The organism is Rhodanobacter sp. Soil772, assembly GCF_001428385.1.
Taxonomy (GTDB): domain Bacteria; phylum Pseudomonadota; class Gammaproteobacteria; order Xanthomonadales; family Rhodanobacteraceae; genus Rhodanobacter.
Map to the genome: position 1 here is coordinate 220,694 of NZ_LMSK01000003.1, position 16,002 is coordinate 236,695.

Consider the following 16,002-nt stretch of genomic DNA (forward strand, 5'->3'; position numbering starts at 1 on the left):
CATGCAGGGCGAATCGCCGGCCGAGAACCGGCGCCGGTTGCGGACGCTGGCGCTGGGTGCGATCGGCGTGGTGTTCGGCGACATCGGCACCAGCCCGCTGTACACCATGAAGGAAACCCTCGGCACGCACGGCATGACGCCGACCGAGCCGGCGGTGCTGGGCGTGCTGTCGCTGGTGTTCTGGGCGCTGATCATGGTGGTGTCGCTGAAATACGTCACCTTCGTGATGCGCGCGGACAACAAGGGCGAGGGCGGCATCATGGCGCTGATGGCGCTGGCCCAGCGCTCGATGAGCGGCTCGGCGCGCGCGCGCTGGGTGCTGGCCGGCTTCGGTATCTTCGGCGCGGCGCTGTTCTACGGCGACGGCGTGATCACCCCGGCGATCTCGGTGCTCGGCGCGGTCGAGGGCCTGCAGGTAGCCGCGCCCGGCCTGGGCAAGTACGTGGTGTGGATCGCGCTGGCGATCCTGCTGGGCATGTTCGCGGTGCAGCGGCACGGCACGCACAAGGTCGGCAAGGCGTTCGCGCCGGTGATGACGCTGTGGTTCGTGGTGCTGGCGGTGCTCGGCGTGCGCCAGATCATCGCCAATCCGCAGGTGCTTTATGCGGTCAACCCGCTGCATGCGGTGCGCTTCTTCGTCAGCCACGGCGATACCTCGTTCATCGCGCTCGGCGGCGTGGTGCTGGCGTTGACCGGCGCCGAGGCGCTGTACGCCGACATGGGCCACTTCGGCAAGAAACCCATCCGGCTGGCCTGGTTCGGCTTCGTGCTGCCGGCGCTGCTGCTCAACTATTTCGGCCAGGGCGCGCTGTTGCTGGGCGACCCGCTGGCGATCTCCAGCCCGTTCTACCTGATGGTGCCGCCGTCGCTGCTGTATCCGATGATCGTGCTGTCGGCGGCGGCGGCGGTGATCGCGTCGCAGGCGGTGATTTCCGGCGCGTTCTCGATGACCCGCGAGGCGATGTCGCTGGGCTATTCGCCGCGGCTGGCGGTGGTGCATACCTCGCGCGAGATGTCCGGGCAAATTTTCGTGCCGTGGGTCAACCGCATGCTGATGGTGCTGGTGATCCTGGCGGTACTCGGCTTCCGCAGCTCCGACAACCTGGGCGCCGCCTACGGCATCGCGGTGACCGGCACCATGACCATGACCACCCTGCTGGCGCTGGTGGTGGCGCGCAAGCGCTGGAACTGGAGCTGGCTGACGGTGGTGCTGGTCGGCGTACTGTTCCTGATCATCGACCTGTCGTTCTTCGGCGCGAACCTGCTGAAGGTGGCGCACGGCGGCTGGTTCCCGCTGGTGCTGGGCGTGGTGCTGTTCAGCGTGATGACGACCTGGCGCCGCGGCCGCGAGCTGGTAGTGCGCGAGATCAAGCAGGGCGGGCTGGCGCTGGCGCCGTTCATCGAGAACATCGCCGAGCACCCGCCGCTGCGCGTGCCGGGCACGGCGATCTTCCTCACCGCGAACCAGCACGCCGTGCCGCATGCGCTGCTGCACAACCTCAAGCACAACAAGGTGCTGCACGAACGCAACGTGCTGCTGACGGTGGAGACGCTGGAAACGCCGGTGGCCGAGGCCGACGAGCGCATCGCGATCACCCCGATGGCCGGCAACTTCTTCGGGCTGGAGCTGCGCTTCGGTTTCGCCGAGGACCCGAACATCCCGCTGGCGCTCACCCAATGCACGCGCGAGGGCCTCGGCTTCGACATGATGGATACCACCTTCTTCCTGTCGCGCGAAACCATCGTGGCCGACGCGCGCCGCCCCGGCATGGCGCTGTGGCGCGACAAGCTGTTTGCGTTCCTGTCGCGCAACGCGATGCCGGCCACCGCGTTCTTCCAGATCCCCGGCAACCGGCTGATCGAGCTGGGCGCGCAAGTGGAGATTTGATCCGCGAGCGGATCAGATCTCCACCGCGATCCATGGATGGATCGCACGCGGGCTGACCGCCTTGGCGATCAGCCCGCGGAGCCTGGTCGGGCATCGCCCGATCAGGSGAGCCAGGAAAGTGCAGGAAAGCACTTTCTTGGCACAGAGGGGACGGCTGCCTTTGCTGGTGATTCCCGCTCCTTTTCCCACGCGTGAGCCGCCATAATGCCGGCATGACCGAAGCCCGCATCATCACCGCCGCCGCCCAGCTCGACGACGAGGCGCTGGAAGCCACCATCCGGCCGAAGCGGCTGGCCGAGTACCTCGGCCAGCAGGCGGTGCGCGAGCAGCTGTCGATCTATATCGAGGCGGCCAGGAAGCGCGGCGGGGCGCTGGACCACGTGCTGATCTTCGGGCCGCCGGGCCTGGGCAAGACCACGCTCAGCCACGTCATCGCGAACGAACTGGGGGTCAACCTGCGCTCCACCTCCGGCCCGGTGCTGGAGCGCGCCGGCGACCTCGCCGCGCTGCTGACCAACCTGGAAGCGAACGACGTGCTGTTCGTCGACGAGATCCATCGCCTGTCGCCGATCGTCGAGGAGGTGCTGTATCCGGCGATGGAAGACTTCCAGATCGACATCATGATCGGCGAAGGCCCGGCCGCGCGCTCGATCAAGCTGGACCTGCCGCCGTTCACCCTGATCGGCGCGACCACCCGCGCCGGCATGCTCACCGCGCCGTTGCGCGACCGCTTCGGCATCGTGCAGCGGCTGGAGTTCTATACCGCCGACGAGCTCACCGCGATCGTGCGCCGTGCCGCGAAGATCCTCGGCATCGTCTGCGCGCCGGAAGGGGCGCAGGAAATCGCCCGCCGCTCGCGCGGCACGCCGCGCATCGCCAACCGCCTGCTGCGCCGGGTGCGCGACTACGCCGAGGTGCGCGCCGGCGGCGAGATCACGCTGGCGGCGGCCCGTGCCGCGCTGGACATGCTGAAGATCGACCCGGAAGGTTTCGACGAGCTGGACCGGCGCCTGCTCGGCCTGATCATCGAGAACTTCGACGGCGGCCCGGTCGGGGTGGAATCGCTGGCCGCCGCGCTGAGCGAGGATCGCGGCACGCTGGAAGACGTGGTCGAGCCGTACTTGATCCAGCAGGGTTACCTGGTGCGCACCGCCCGCGGCCGCATGGTCAGCGCCAAGGGCTGGCGCCATCTGGGGCTGACCCCGCCGCCACGGCTGGCGCAGCCCGCCGACCTGTTCGATGCCGGAACCGACGATGCCTGAATCCGCTCCCACGCCGCCCTTCAGCTGGAAGGTACGGGTCTACTGGGAAGACACCGACGCCGGCGGCGTGGTCTATCACGCCGGCTACCTGCGCTTCATGGAGCGCGCCCGCAGCGAGTGGATGCGCGCGCTCGGCGTCGACCAGATGGCGTTCAAGCAGGCCACCGGGCTGGCCTTCATGGTGCGCGACATGCACATCGACTTCCTCAAGCCAGCCCTGCTGGATGATGAACTGTCGGTAACGGTCGAAGTCAAAGAACGGCGCGCAGCCAGTATCCTGTTCGCCCAGACGATCACGAAGACGGACGGCAGTTGCCTGATCCGCGCAAGCGTCCGGGTGGCCTGCGTGGACCTCGGGCGCATGCGGCCGGCCCCGATACCGGCCGACCTGATCCCGCAACCCGCACCCTAGACAACCAAGCCGACTGGCGGAGAACCTGCAAGCAATGAACGGTGGACTGAATGTATTTTCGCTGGTCGCGGATTCGAGCGTGCCGGTAAAGCTGGTGCTGCTGATCCTGCTGGTGTTCTCGTTCCTGTCGTGGGTGATCATCATCCGCAAGTACTCGCAGACCAAGGCGGCGATGGAAAACGCCGAGGAGTTCGAGGAGCGCTTCTGGTCCGGCGGCGACCTGGCCCAGCTGTTCCGCGAAGTCAGCAACCGCAACGGCGGCACCGGCGGCATCGAGAACATCTTCGAGTCGGGCTTCCGCGAGTTCGCGCGCCAGCGCCAGCGCAAGACCCACGACACGCGCAGCGTGATCGAGGGTTCCGAACGCGCCATGCAGGTCGCCGGCACGCGCGAGATCGGCCTGCTCGAGCGCAACCTGGAATTTCTCGCCAACGTCGGCTCGATCAGCCCGTACGTGGGCCTGTTCGGCACCGTGTGGGGCATCATGGGTGCGTTCCAGGGCTTGGGCGACATGAAGGACGTCACCATCGCGGTGGTCGCGCCGCACATCTCCGAGGCGCTGATCGCCACCGCGATGGGTCTGTTCGCGGCGATCCCGGCGCAGTGGGCGTACAACCGCTACGCCACCAAGGTCGAGCGCATCGCGTCGCGCTACGACGTGTTCCAGGAGGAGTTCTCCTCCGTGCTGCAGCGGCAGATCCAGACCGACGACGTCGCCTGAGCGGAGAGCAGCCATGCGAACCTCCGGGCGCCAGCGGCGCTACAAGCTCAAATCCGAAATCAACGTGGTGCCGTACATCGACGTGATGCTGGTGCTGCTGATCATCTTCATGGTCACCACGCCGATGATGAAATCCAATGTCGATGTGAACCTGCCGCAGGCCGACGCCAAGTCGCTGCAGCAGAAGAAGGATCCGGTCATCGTCACCGTGAAGCAGGACGGTCAGCTGTTCCTGACCTTGCCCGGTACCGAGAAGGAACTGCTGGACGCCGCTGCCCTGCAGGCCAAGGTGGGTGCGTTCGTGCGCCAGAATCCGGACGTCAACGTGCTGGTGGCCGGCGACGATCAAGGCCATTACGGCGGGGTAGTCGAGGTTTTGGCCGACCTGCAGCAGGCCGGCGTGGCCAAGGTGGGCCTGATGGCCCAGCCCGTGCAGGGCAAGAGCACGTCCAATGGACGAAAGTAAGGCGACGCCGAAGGCGGTCGTACTTTCCGCCATCCTGCACATCGGCATCGTGGGGTTCTTGTTCCTCGCGGTGCTGCCGTGTTCGACCTACGAGAACGTGTTCAACGCGCTGCATCTGCCGGCGTGGATGAACCCGATCACCTGCGCGAAGCCGCTGGAGCTGCAGGGCCAGATCATCGAGGCGACCCTGATCGGCCCCACCGGCAGCCCGCCGCCGAAGGCGGTGAAGGTCAAGCCGGTGCCCAATTCCACCCCGCCGCCGCCGACCGTGCCGCCGCCGACCCCGCCGCCGCCCGAGACGCCGCCGGTGAGCGCGCTGCCGCCGCCGCCCAAGCACGTCGACGTGAAAGACCAGGAGCGCGTGGTCGAGGATGCCGCGCAGAAGGCCGAAGAGGCCAAACAGCTGCAGGAAGAGAAGGAGCGCCAGCGCCAGTCCGAACTGGATGCGGAAGCGGCCAAGAAGAAGGCGGAACAGAAGAAGAAGCTCGACGAGCTGTTCGCCAAGATGGACGCCGCCTCGGCCCAGACCAAGCAGCTGGACAACAAGGCGAAGCAGGCCAAGCAGCAGTTGGAGGACCTGAAGAACGCGCAGGACGACGGTCAGCCCGACCTGCCGGCCGCGGCGCAGCGCCAGACCGGCAACAACAGCCAGAACAGCAACCTCGCCGACGAATACGCGGCGGCCATTCAGAATGCGGTCACGCCGAACTGGTTAAGGCCGGATAACATACCGGCAGTTCCGTGCCAGGTTCATATCGTGCAGTCGCCCGGCGGTGACGTGATGAGTGCCACCGTCGATTCCAGCTGCCCGTACGACGATGCTGGCCGGCGTTCGGTCGAGAATGCGGTACTGCGCACCAAGACCTTGCCCTACAAGGGCTTTGAAAGCGTGTTCCAGCGCAACCTCACCTTCACATTCAGGCCGCAATGATCAAGCCCATGCGCAAATTCAGCTCAAGCTTCGCCGTCATCCTGCTGGCCGCGATGGCGTTGTTCGCCGGCCCTGCCGCCGCCCAATCGTTGAATGTCGACATCGTCGGCGGCGTCAAGACCGCCACCCCGATCGTGGTGGTGCCGTTCGCGCAGGCCGGCGGGGCGCCGTTGTCGACCGACATCGCCGACGTGATGCGCAACGATTTCAACCGTTCCGGCAAGTTCCGTTCGCTGGCCAAGAGCGACATCGTGGAGTTCCCGTCCAAGGGGTCGGACATCAAGTTCGCCACCTGGCGCCTGCTGAAGCAGGACTACATCGTGGTCGGCAACGTCCGGGATGCCGGCAACGGCATGGTGCAGGTCGAGTACGAGCTGTGGGACGTCAACAAGCAGCAGAGCCTGCTGCACCAGCAGATGCCGCCGGCACCGGTGGGCGACCTGCGCGGCGTGGCGCACCAGATCGCGGACATCGTCTACGAGAAGATCACCGGCGTGCGCGGCGCCTTCTGGACCCGCATCGCCTACATCACCGCGGTCGGCCTGGGCAACAACACCACCTATTCGCTGATCGTGGCCGATTCGGACGGCTACAACCCGCAGGTGGTGGCGCGCTCGAAGGAGTCGCTGCTGTCGCCGTCATGGTCGCCGGATGGCCGCAAGATCGCCTACGTCTCGTTCGAGAGCGGCAATTCGTCGATCTACGTGCAGGACATCACCACCGGTTCGCGCCAACTGGTGGCCGCCCATGCCAGGGGCATCAACGGCGCGCCGGCATGGTCGCCGGACGGCAGCAAGCTGGCGGTGGCGCTGTCCTACGTCGGCAACCTCGAATTGTTCGTGCTGGACCTGGCCAGCCGCCACGAAACCCGGCTGACCAACAGCCTGGCGATCGACACCGAGCCGGTCTGGGCGCCTGACGGGCAGAGCATCTATTTCACCTCCGACCGTTCCGGCCGGCCGCAGATCTACCAGGTTCCGGCCAGCGGCGGCACGCCGCAGCGGATCAGTTTCCAGGGCCAGAACAACGCGAACGCCTCGGTGAGCTACGACGGCAAGCAGATCGCGATGGTGCAGGGCAACGGGAACGTGTATCGTATTGTCATCATGGATCGCAGTCTGGGTGACCAGGTGCGTCCTCTCTCGCCGGGCCCGATCGACGAGTCCCCGAGTTTTGCTCCGAATGCCAGCATGCTGCTGTATGCCGCTACTGAAGGACGTCGCGGCGTGTTGTACGCCGTATCGGCTGACGGTCTGGTCCGCCAGCGCCTCGTACTTTCCGATGGCGACGTGCGCGAACCCGCCTGGGGGCCATACCGGCAACGTTGATTTTCATGCTGCTGCACGCAAGTGCGGCAGCATAATGCCCAGGGACTGGGCCCGGACAGCGCCTTTGCGGCGCGTTTCGGTTTCCGGCTGTGGCGCCTTGCCGCGTCATGGCCAGTCAGAGCGACCGTGCAGCGTCACGCACTGTCGATCTTTCAAGTGTCAAAATAACAGCCGGTCGACCGGCGTCAGCTGTCCCGTAACCTCAGTCGTCATCGTTTGTCGGAACTCAACTCGTAAGGAACGTCACCATGAATAAGACCGTTCGCGTCGCCCTGGTTGCCCTGCTCTGCGTAGGCGCGGCCGCTTGCTCCAAGAAAGCAGAAGTCAAACCGCAGCCCGCTCCGGAGCAGGCCGCTCCGACCCAGGCCCCCGTGTCTGATGGCAAGTACACCCCTGCCGACCTCGATACCGATGCCTGCCTGCGTCAGCGCGTCGTGTACTTCGACTTCGACAAGACCGAGATCAAGCCGGAATTCCAGCAGATCATGGCGTGCCACGCCAAGTACCTGCAGGACCGCCCGACCTCGCACATCCGTCTCGAAGGCAACACCGACGAGCGCGGCACCCGCGAGTACAACCTCGGCCTCGGCGAGCGTCGTGGCAATGCCGTCTCCGACGCGCTGCAGGCCAACGGTGGCTCGGCCAGCCAGCTCGAAGTGATCAGCTACGGCAAAGAGAAGCCGGTGTGCCGTGAGCACAACGAGGATTGCTGGAGCAAGAACCGCCGCGTCGAGATCGTCTACACGGCGCAGTAATGATGAAGCGACTGGCTAACAGCTTTGCAGCCAGGTTCAGCATGGCGGGCGCAATCGCGTCCGCCATGCTGTTCGCGTTCCCGGCATTCGCGCAGGACTCGCGGTTGAGCCTCGCCGATCGCGTCACGCGGCTGGAACAGCAGGCACAGAACAAGGACCAGTCCGGTACCGGCATGGTCAACCAGATGCAGCAGCTGCAGGCACAGGTGCAGCAGTTGCAGGGACAGATCGAGGAACTGCAGCACCAGTTGCAGACGCTCGACGACAAGAACAAGGCCCAGTACACCGACCTCGACGCCCGCATGGGTCGCCTCGAGGGAGGCAGTGCGGGCGCCGCCGCCACGGCAGGCAACAACCCGCAGACGCAGGCCGGCAACCCGGCCGCCGCGGCCAGTGCCGCCGCTACCGCCGGCAACACGGCGGCAAGCCAGCCGGCCACGGCCGGTAACAGCAGCACCGCTGCTGGCGATCCAGCCGCGGCCCAGGCCGCCTACGATGTGGCCTTCAAGGCGATTCGCGCGGGCAATTACGTGGAGGCTTCGCGCGAGTTCCGCAGCTTCATCCAGCAGTACCCGAACCATGCGCTGGCGCCGAATGCCTGGTACTGGCTCGGCGAGTCGTACTACGCCACCACCAATTATCCGGTTGCGCTGGAGTCGTTCCAGCAATTGCTCAGCCAGTTTCCGCAGAGCGACAAGGCCCCCGACGCGCTGCTCAAGGTCGGCTACAGCCAGCTGGAACTTAAGCAGACCGCGGCGGCGAAGACCACGCTGACCCAGGTCACCACCAAGTACCCGGGTTCCAAGGTGGCCAGCCTGGCCCAGGAACGCCTGCAGCGCCTGCAACTGCAGTCGGGCAACTGAGCAGGTAGCGATATGGGTGGTAATGACGCGCGCGAGGCGTCCGGCACGCCTGCCGTTGCCGAGCGCTTGCGCATCACCGAGATCTTCCACTCGATCCAGGGCGAGGCCGATGCGATCGGCTGGCGCACCGTGTTCGTGCGCCTTACCGGCTGCCCACTGCGCTGTGTCTGGTGCGATACCGAGTACTCGTTCTACGGCGGCAACTGGCATGCGATCGACGACATCCTCGCCGAGGTCGCCTCGCATGGTGCGAAGCACGTCTGCGTGACCGGCGGCGAGCCGCTGGCGCAGAAGCGCTGCCTGATCCTGCTGCGCAAGCTGTGCGACGCCGGCTACGAAGTGTCGCTGGAAACTTCCGGTGCGCTGGACGTCTCCATGGTCGACCCGCGCGTGCGCAAGGTGATGGACCTGAAGGCGCCGGACTCGGGCGAGAGCCAGCGCAACCTGTGGTCGAACCTCGACCACCTGCTGCCGCACGACCAGATCAAGATCGTCATCGCCAGCCGCGCCGACTACGAGTGGGCGCGCGCGATGCTGGCCGAGCACGCGCTGGCGGATCGCTGCATGGTGCTGTTCTCGCCGGTGCACGGTGCGGTCGAGCCACGTGATCTCGCCGAATGGATCATCGCCGACAAGCTGCCGGTGCGCTTCCAACTGCAACTGCACAAGTTGCTGTGGAACGACGCGGCCGGAAGGTAAGAGGCGGCCATATTGCTGTAGGCGACAAGAGAACCCGCGCGCCGGCCTGTGTCGCCGGTGGCGTTCGCGACCGGTGACCGGTCACTCCAGGTGGAAACATCATGTCTCAAAGCACATTGCGCAAAGCCGTCGTACTGGTCTCCGGCGGCATGGATTCGGCCGTCACCATCGCGCTGGCGCGCGAGCAGGGCTACCAGGTGCATGCGCTGAGCGTGGCCTACGGCCAGCGTCACAACTCGGAGCTCGCCGCGTCCGATCGCGTGGCGAAGATGCTCGGTGCGGTCGAGCACAAGACCGTCGGCATCGACCTGCGCAGCATCGGCGGCTCCGCGCTCACCGCCGACATCGACGTGCCGCTGGATACCGTGGACAGCAGCGACATCCCGGTGACCTACGTGCCGGCGCGCAACACCATCATGCTGTCGATCGCGCTGGGCTGGGCCGAGGTGCTCGGTTCCAGCGACATCTGGTGCGGCGTCAATGCGGTCGACTACTCGGGTTATCCGGATTGCCGCCCCGCCTTCATCGAGGCGTTCGAGGCCCTAGCGAACGTCGCCACCAAGGCCGGTGTCGAAGGTGCCGGGATCCGCATCCACGCGCCGCTGATGCGCATGAGCAAGGCCGACATCGCGCGCGAAGGCCAGCGGCTGGGCGTGGATTTTTCGGCCACGGTCAGCTGCTACCAGGCCGACGACGACGGCCGTGCCTGCGGTCATTGCGACGCTTGCCGACTGCGTGCACAGGGCTTCCGCGAGGCGGGCCTGGTCGATCCCACGCGCTACGTCTGAACGACCCGATGCGCTTGCTTGTGCCGTTGCCGCCCAGCCCGTAAAATTGTCGGCTTGAGTTTTGCCGCAGTTTTGCGTGATGGGTCGTTAGCTCAGTTGGTAGAGCAGTAGACTTTTAATCTATTGGTCCCGGGTTCGAATCCCGGACGACCCACCAGTTTTCGGAGCGTCCTGACGGGCGCTCTTTTTTTGTCCTTGCCGGCGATCGCGCGCGACTTCAGTCGTCGCCGTGGGCGACGGTCCACACCGACATCATCGCGCGGCGCAACTGTTGCGGTGAAACCGGCTTGTACAGCAGCGGGACCTTCGCGGCGATAATTTCGCGCAGGCGGTCGATGCGGGTTTCGCCGGTGATCAGCAGGCGGGCGAACGGCGCCTCGCCATCGCGCTGGTAGTGCTGGTCGAGCGCGGCGAAGACGTCGATACCGCGTTCGCCGCCGCGCAGGCGCAAGTCGGAGATCACGATGTCGGGCGGCCCGGGCCAGTTCTCGACGGCCTCCAGCGCCTGCAACCGATCCTCGGCTACTTCCACTTCGCAGCCCCAGCTGCGCAGCAGGAAGTGGATGCCGGAAAGGATGGCTGGGTCGTCATCCACGACCAGCACGCGTTTGCCGACCAGGTCGATGGGTACGTCGTCGTCGGGTACGGGCAGCTCCGGGCGTGCGTCGGTGGTCGGCAACTGGAAGTGAAACACGCTGCCGCGACCGAGCCGGGATTTCACCATGACCTCGGTATCGAGCAGCTCCGCCAACCGCTGCACGGTGGGCAGACCCAGGCCCAGGCCCGAGTGCGAGCCGTCGTCGAGCCCGACGTCGGCATGGTCGTCGATGCGGTAGAACTCGTCGAACACGCTGGAAATGTGTTCCGGTGCGATGCCGCTGCCGGTATCCCGGACCTCGATGCGCACCCGGCCATCGCCGGCACGCCGGACGCCGACCAGCGCGCCGCCGTGGCGGGTGAAGCGCAGGGCGTTGCTGACCAGATTGTTGAGTATGCGGGTCAGCATGGTGCGGTCGCTGCGTACCCACACCCGGGTGGGGTGGATCGTCAGCTGCAGCCCGCGCTGCTCCGCGACCATGTCGAAATTGCGGCGGACCTCGGCGAAGACCTGGTTGAGCGGGAACTCGCTGATCTCGACCTGCACCGCGCCGGTTTCCAGCCGCGACAGGTCGAGCAGTTCGCCGAACAGGTGGTCGAGCGACTGCACGCATTCCTGGATGTGGGCGATCCGGTCCAGCCGCTGCGGGTCGTGTTCGTTCACTGCCAGCGCGGAAGAGAACAGGGTCAGCGCGTACAGCGGTTGGCGCAGGTCGTGCGAGGCGGCCGCCAGGAAGCGCGACCTGGCCAGGCCGACCGCTTCCAGCGCGGCGTTCTTGCGGGCCAGTTCCTGCGTGGCCTGTTCGATCTGCTGCTCCATCCCGCGCTGCACGTCGTACAGCGCGGCCGCCGCATGGTTGAAACCCCGCTGCAGTTCACCGATCTCGGTGCGGTCGGTCACCACCACTTCCACCTGGCGGTCGCCCTGGCCGAGCTGGCGCACGGCACCGGCCAGATGACGCAGCGGCGCACCGATCCAGCGCGCCGCCCGCCAACCGATCACGCCGGCCACGCACAGGCTCAGCACCAGGACGACCAGTGCATAGCGCAGGCTTGCGTGCTGGGCGGCGATCGCGTCGTGCAGGCTCACGTCCACCAGCACCGAGCCCAGCGTTGTCGTTCCGGGCTGGTCGCGATCGAACACGTCGCGCACCACGGTCAGGATCTCCTGCGGATCGCGACTGTCGTCAGGCTCGTGGTGATCGGCCAGGATCTGGCCGGCGGTGGTGCGGATCTGCACGCGCGTCACATGCGGCAGGTTGCCGATCGAATCGGCGATCCGCACCAGCTCGCGCAATTGCATCGTGCGCAGCGGCTGCAGGCTGATCGAGGCCGCCTGCGTGGCGATGGCTTCGGCGTTGCTGTGCGCCATCTGGCGCAGGTTGGCCTGCTGGCGCTGGGTCAGGAAGGTCACCAGCAGCGCGGCGGTGATCAGGGCGGGTACCAGCGCCACAAAGGCCAAGCGCTGCATCAGCGACATGCACTGCCACAGGCGTGCGGGCCAGGAGTTGGTCGCCATGTCCATCCGCCCCTACCTCCCCTGTATTACCCCGCGCCAGCGCGCCGGGCCAGGTCCAGCCCTTGCCCGTGCATGCGGGTGATCTGGACCTGACATAACACTAGCGCGAAATGGGTAGATTGACAGCTGCACCGGGACGCACGAGGCGTTCCGTCTGCCGGCCCTTGGGAAGCTGGCACTGGCGACGACACCTCGCGGCACATGGTCGACGGAGCTTGCGTCCCGCAGTTTCGAGTAGGGTGGCGCCGTCGCGTTGGGGGGAGCAACGGCCATCGCGGGCGATCCGCCTCGCCCGAGGCCGTGGTGCAGGCGCGACGGGAGGGTCGCGCCTGCTGAGCCCGGCGACTATTTCAGGCCTTCGGTGAACCAGTAGGTACGCTTGCGCTTGCCGGTGTTGGGCGGAGTGACCTTGTTGGCACCCAGTGCCGAGGAGTTGTTGCCGCCGCCCGGCCCGGTCTGGTTGCCGCCGCCGATCAGGACCGGGGTGTACACGCCGCTATTGGCAGTGACTTCGACCAGACCGAATACCGGCGAGGGCGGCAGGCCGCCGCCGTCGAAGGGGACGTAGCCTTGGCCGTTCAGGCCCGCGCCGGTCAGGAAGTTGATCGCGTAACCGCGCGCGAGACCCAGGTTCCCCTTGCACACGAAAGTGTTGCTTGAAGCATCGGGTGTATTGGTGCCGAAGTAGGTATAACCCGCCACTGTCAACGGTGCATTCACGGCCTTTTCGCCATTGCTGGTTGTGACTCCTTGAGCGTTGGTGGTTGTGCCCCCCAAGGTGATGAAGAAGCCCTTCGGGGCGCCGGTGGAGGAGGAATAGGCATACGGTGTTCCTCCTGTGAGAGCAGCGGTTGCATCGGTGAGCATGGATTCGGTAATCGTGGTCCAGCCACTCGGTGGGGTGAGGCCGGTGTTGGTGTCCTGCAGCATGTAGTAACGGTTGAATACGGTGGACGCCGCATTCGCCAGCAGCGGGTGCTCGCGATCACCGCTAGCGGCCACCACCGCGTCGAAGCTGCCGGTCGGGGTGACGTCGGGCGGGTAGAAGAACTTGCGGGCGTTGGTGCCGGTGCCGCCGAGGCTGGCGAGCTGGGTCACCGTCCACTTTGTCGAGTCGGCGTCATTGATGTCGGCACGCCAGATATTGCCGCCCAGGTCGGCGGTGTAAAGGCGATCGGTGTAACCATCGCCATTGGTATCGAGCAAGGTGACGTCGGCAGGGATCGCGTAGGTCATGGCGGTGACGTTCGTCGTGCAGCCGCTCGGGCAGGCAGTCCACACCGGGTTGCCCGAGAAGGCGTCCAGCACCACGATCGCGTTCCCCATGCTATCGGGAGCACCTACCGGGTCGGCATCCTCTTCAGGGGCATAGCCGCCGCCCATGATGAGCACGGGATTCGTATTGCCGTTGATCAGGGCCAGTTTGGGCTGCGACCAGGTCTGGCCGAGTGCGGGGATGTCGACGTTGGTCTTGCTCCACAGGAATGCCGGTGCGGTCGGGTCGCTCACGTCGAACGCGTAGATCAGGCGACCGCCGCGGCGTGCCGTGACATAGATATAGGTCTTCGAAGGCGTGGTGCGCAGATCCTGGTAGACCGTGGTGGTGCCGTCGAAGAAGTAGTCCTTGCCACTGCCGGTAGCGGTTGCACCCAGCGTGAGCGATGGGGTGTTGTTGTACAGGTGCTGGAATTTACCGAAAAAGTCCGGGGCGATGAACGACCACAGCTCGCCGCCGGGACGCACGTAGCGTGTAGGTGCAGATGGAGTACTGGTAGTCGTGATGACGGTGGGGGGCGGAGTGGTCGCGGTAGAGGGAGCGCCCGTGTTGCCGTTGACGGCACGGAAGAGGCCGTCATTGGAGCCGTAGAACACCACGATGCCAATGGAACCGCCGTAATTGACCACCGCTGGCCGCGAGTGCAGCACGTCGCCGTGGATGGAGGGGCGCACGGGTGTGGAACCTAAGCCGCCGGGCCCCGCCGGGTTCTCGATGCCGGTGCCGGTGTTGTTGTCCGTGCCGCGGATCCAGTTGATCAAATTCGTGGTAGTCGGGGTCGTAGTGGTACTGGTACCGAAAGTTGTGTTGCTGCCCAGCGTGGCGACATCGAACTTGGTGGTGGACAGCGCCGCATTTCTGGTGCAGCCACTTGTTGGGCAGGTATAGATCGCGCGAATCGTCTGATCGGTGAGGTAATCCGCGCGTGTCATCTCGGCGACGCCGCCCTTGTCGACGATCTGGCCGTCGGGGGCGTCGAAGGTGCCGCCAGATCCTTGAACGGTGGAGTCCAGATGGACCCAGAAGCCGGAGGGGGGGGTGGGGGGAGTGGTGGTGGGGGGAGTGTTGAAGCTGGGCCAGTTGGTGACGGGCGTGCTGGTGGTGTTGACCTGGAATGGGCCGTCGCGCAATTGGGTGGTGGTGCCCAGGGTGGTGAGCAGGGTGGCGGGCAGGTGATCCGCCGTCCAGAAGCTGAGCGCGTTGGGCGTGATGAAGCCGGTGCCGGAGTTGGTGATCGCCGGGTGGCGCAGCGAGTCTTCCATCTGGACTTGCTGGCTACCATTCAGGTCGGTATAAAAACCGAGCTGATACTGCTTGAGATTGCCCGCCCAGCGCGGAGCGCCTCCGGCATCCGGGCGGAACATGCCGACATACACCTGGTTCAGCGAGGTGCCTTGGGCGTTCACGCTGACCGGCAGGCTCACCGAAGCGAACACGCTGTTGGTCGCCTGCACTTCGGTCAGGATCGTGTTGAACGCACTGATCAGCGCGGCCACAGCGTTTGTATCGGTCCCATTGACGTAGAAATATTTGCCGCCGCCGTATGAGGCCATGCTCTTGATCAGGTTGACGTGATCGATGCATTTTTGGCTCGGGTTTCTCCCCGTATCGCAACCATCCGTAACGGCGATGGTGTAGGTAATGATGTTCTGGCGGGTATGCGCGGTCGACGCGGGAATGCCGGAAAGATCGGCCGTGCTGTACATGAACTGAGCCCACTCGTCGGCCCAGTTCTGCTGGTCGCCGGAGGGGGTCAGCGGGATGATCCCCGGGGTAACTCCGCCGTTGGCCGTCGTCAACTTTGATTGTGGGAGCGAAACGTTGTTTGACGTTTTGGGTGAATTGTTGCCGGTCACATTGGCCAGATAGATGATGAAGTTCTGTTGGCACGTGTCCGTGGTCGGCTTTTTGTACTTGGTTCCCGATATACCCTGGGTGCCGCTGAAGAAGGCATACGCCTCCTGCATGGATTCGTCCACCTTGTTCGAGCCGGCGCCGAAAGCCATGCCGGTGCCGCCGGGGCCACCGCTCAAGATCGCGGTCATAAAATTGCTGGCGCCAGCGCTGTCCAGCAGCGGAAGCGGGCCGGGTGCAGGTGTGGGACCCGGATAGAAGAACCGTCCGCCACCGGTACTATCTGGAGCGAACATCATTAGGCCCATGTTGACCTTGCCGTTCAACTGGCTGGTCGACGAGCCAATCCCTTGGACCAGGTTGTACAGAGCGCATTGATCGACCAGTAGATCACTGGTGTTGCTGAGCCCGAAGGTACTGCAGGCGGAGGAGCCGGAGGGGACTGGTTTGAAGGCCGCATTGGCAGCATCGGCGTTGTCCAGCACGAGCAGGACGTTCGGCTGGCCGCCGCCCGTCGTGTTGACGGTGTACAGGTCGATATCCTCGCCGTTGACCATGCCCGGCAGCGCCAGGGCCGCGGCGATCAGCACGAAGAGACGCAGCCGGTGGTTCAAGACAATGCGCGCGTGTGGCATGACGACTC

Annotated in this window: 13 protein-coding genes and 1 tRNA gene; 12 read left to right on the forward strand and 2 right to left on the reverse strand. The window is 65.6% G+C overall.

Annotation, left to right across the window (positions count from 1 at the left end; genetic code table 11):
* Position 1 precedes the first annotated feature (1 nt).
* From ASG75_RS12550 to ASG75_RS12605, 12 genes are all read left to right on the forward strand, one after another.
* The gene (locus tag ASG75_RS12550) at positions 2-1,888 is read left to right on the forward strand and encodes a potassium transporter Kup (RefSeq protein WP_200935707.1); all 1,887 of its coding nucleotides are present in this window, start codon (positions 2-4) and stop codon (positions 1,886-1,888) included.
* Positions 1,889-2,100: 212 nt separating this feature from the next.
* A complete protein-coding gene (gene ruvB, locus ASG75_RS12555) occupies positions 2,101-3,150 on the forward strand; it encodes a Holliday junction branch migration DNA helicase RuvB (RefSeq protein ID WP_056389899.1) in 1,050 nt (349 codons plus the stop codon).
* Entirely contained in the window at positions 3,143-3,562 is a 420-nt protein-coding gene (gene ybgC / locus ASG75_RS12560) for a tol-pal system-associated acyl-CoA thioesterase (protein WP_056389902.1), read from the forward strand. The genes ruvB and ybgC overlap by 8 nt, the downstream gene beginning before the upstream one ends.
* Before the next feature lie 34 nt (positions 3,563-3,596).
* Positions 3,597-4,283 (forward strand): protein TolQ, encoded by a 687-nt coding sequence (gene tolQ / locus ASG75_RS12565; protein WP_056389906.1) that lies wholly within the window; start codon positions 3,597-3,599, stop codon positions 4,281-4,283.
* 13 nt (positions 4,284-4,296) lie between these two features.
* Positions 4,297-4,749: a protein TolR gene (gene tolR, locus ASG75_RS12570; protein ID WP_056389908.1), complete on the forward strand. Its 453-nt coding sequence runs from the start codon at positions 4,297-4,299 to the stop codon at positions 4,747-4,749.
* Positions 4,736-5,680, forward strand: a complete 945-nt coding sequence (tolA, locus tag ASG75_RS12575) for a cell envelope integrity protein TolA (protein WP_056389911.1) — start codon at positions 4,736-4,738, stop codon at positions 5,678-5,680. The genes tolR and tolA overlap by 14 nt, the downstream gene beginning before the upstream one ends.
* Before the next feature lie 8 nt (positions 5,681-5,688).
* Entirely contained in the window at positions 5,689-7,008 is a 1,320-nt protein-coding gene (gene tolB, locus ASG75_RS12580; protein WP_056390642.1) for a Tol-Pal system beta propeller repeat protein TolB, read from the forward strand.
* A 248-nt stretch (positions 7,009-7,256) separates the two neighbouring features.
* Entirely contained in the window at positions 7,257-7,763 is a 507-nt protein-coding gene (pal, locus tag ASG75_RS12585; RefSeq protein WP_056389914.1) for a peptidoglycan-associated lipoprotein Pal, read from the forward strand.
* 41 nt (positions 7,764-7,804) lie between these two features.
* Positions 7,805-8,626, forward strand: coding sequence for a tol-pal system protein YbgF (gene ybgF, locus ASG75_RS12590; protein ID WP_056389918.1), 822 nt, complete (start codon positions 7,805-7,807; stop codon positions 8,624-8,626).
* A 12-nt stretch (positions 8,627-8,638) separates the two neighbouring features.
* The gene (gene queE, locus ASG75_RS12595) at positions 8,639-9,325 is read left to right on the forward strand and encodes a 7-carboxy-7-deazaguanine synthase QueE (RefSeq protein WP_056389922.1); all 687 of its coding nucleotides are present in this window, start codon (positions 8,639-8,641) and stop codon (positions 9,323-9,325) included.
* A gap of 101 nt (positions 9,326-9,426) precedes the next feature.
* On the forward strand, positions 9,427-10,113 hold the full coding sequence (gene queC / locus ASG75_RS12600) for a 7-cyano-7-deazaguanine synthase QueC (RefSeq protein ID WP_056389924.1): 687 nt from the start codon (positions 9,427-9,429) through the stop codon (positions 10,111-10,113).
* An 81-nt stretch (positions 10,114-10,194) separates the two neighbouring features.
* A tRNA-Lys gene (locus ASG75_RS12605) sits at positions 10,195-10,270 on the forward strand.
* A 60-nt stretch (positions 10,271-10,330) separates the two neighbouring features.
* Here the strand turns inward: ASG75_RS12605 and ASG75_RS12610 are convergent.
* A complete protein-coding gene (locus ASG75_RS12610) occupies positions 10,331-12,229 on the reverse strand; it encodes a hybrid sensor histidine kinase/response regulator (RefSeq protein WP_235580224.1) in 1,899 nt (632 codons plus the stop codon).
* A gap of 345 nt (positions 12,230-12,574) precedes the next feature.
* A complete protein-coding gene (locus ASG75_RS12615; RefSeq protein WP_056389929.1) occupies positions 12,575-15,994 on the reverse strand; it encodes a PilC/PilY family type IV pilus protein in 3,420 nt (1,139 codons plus the stop codon).
* Between the last annotated feature and the right edge of the window lie 8 nt (positions 15,995-16,002).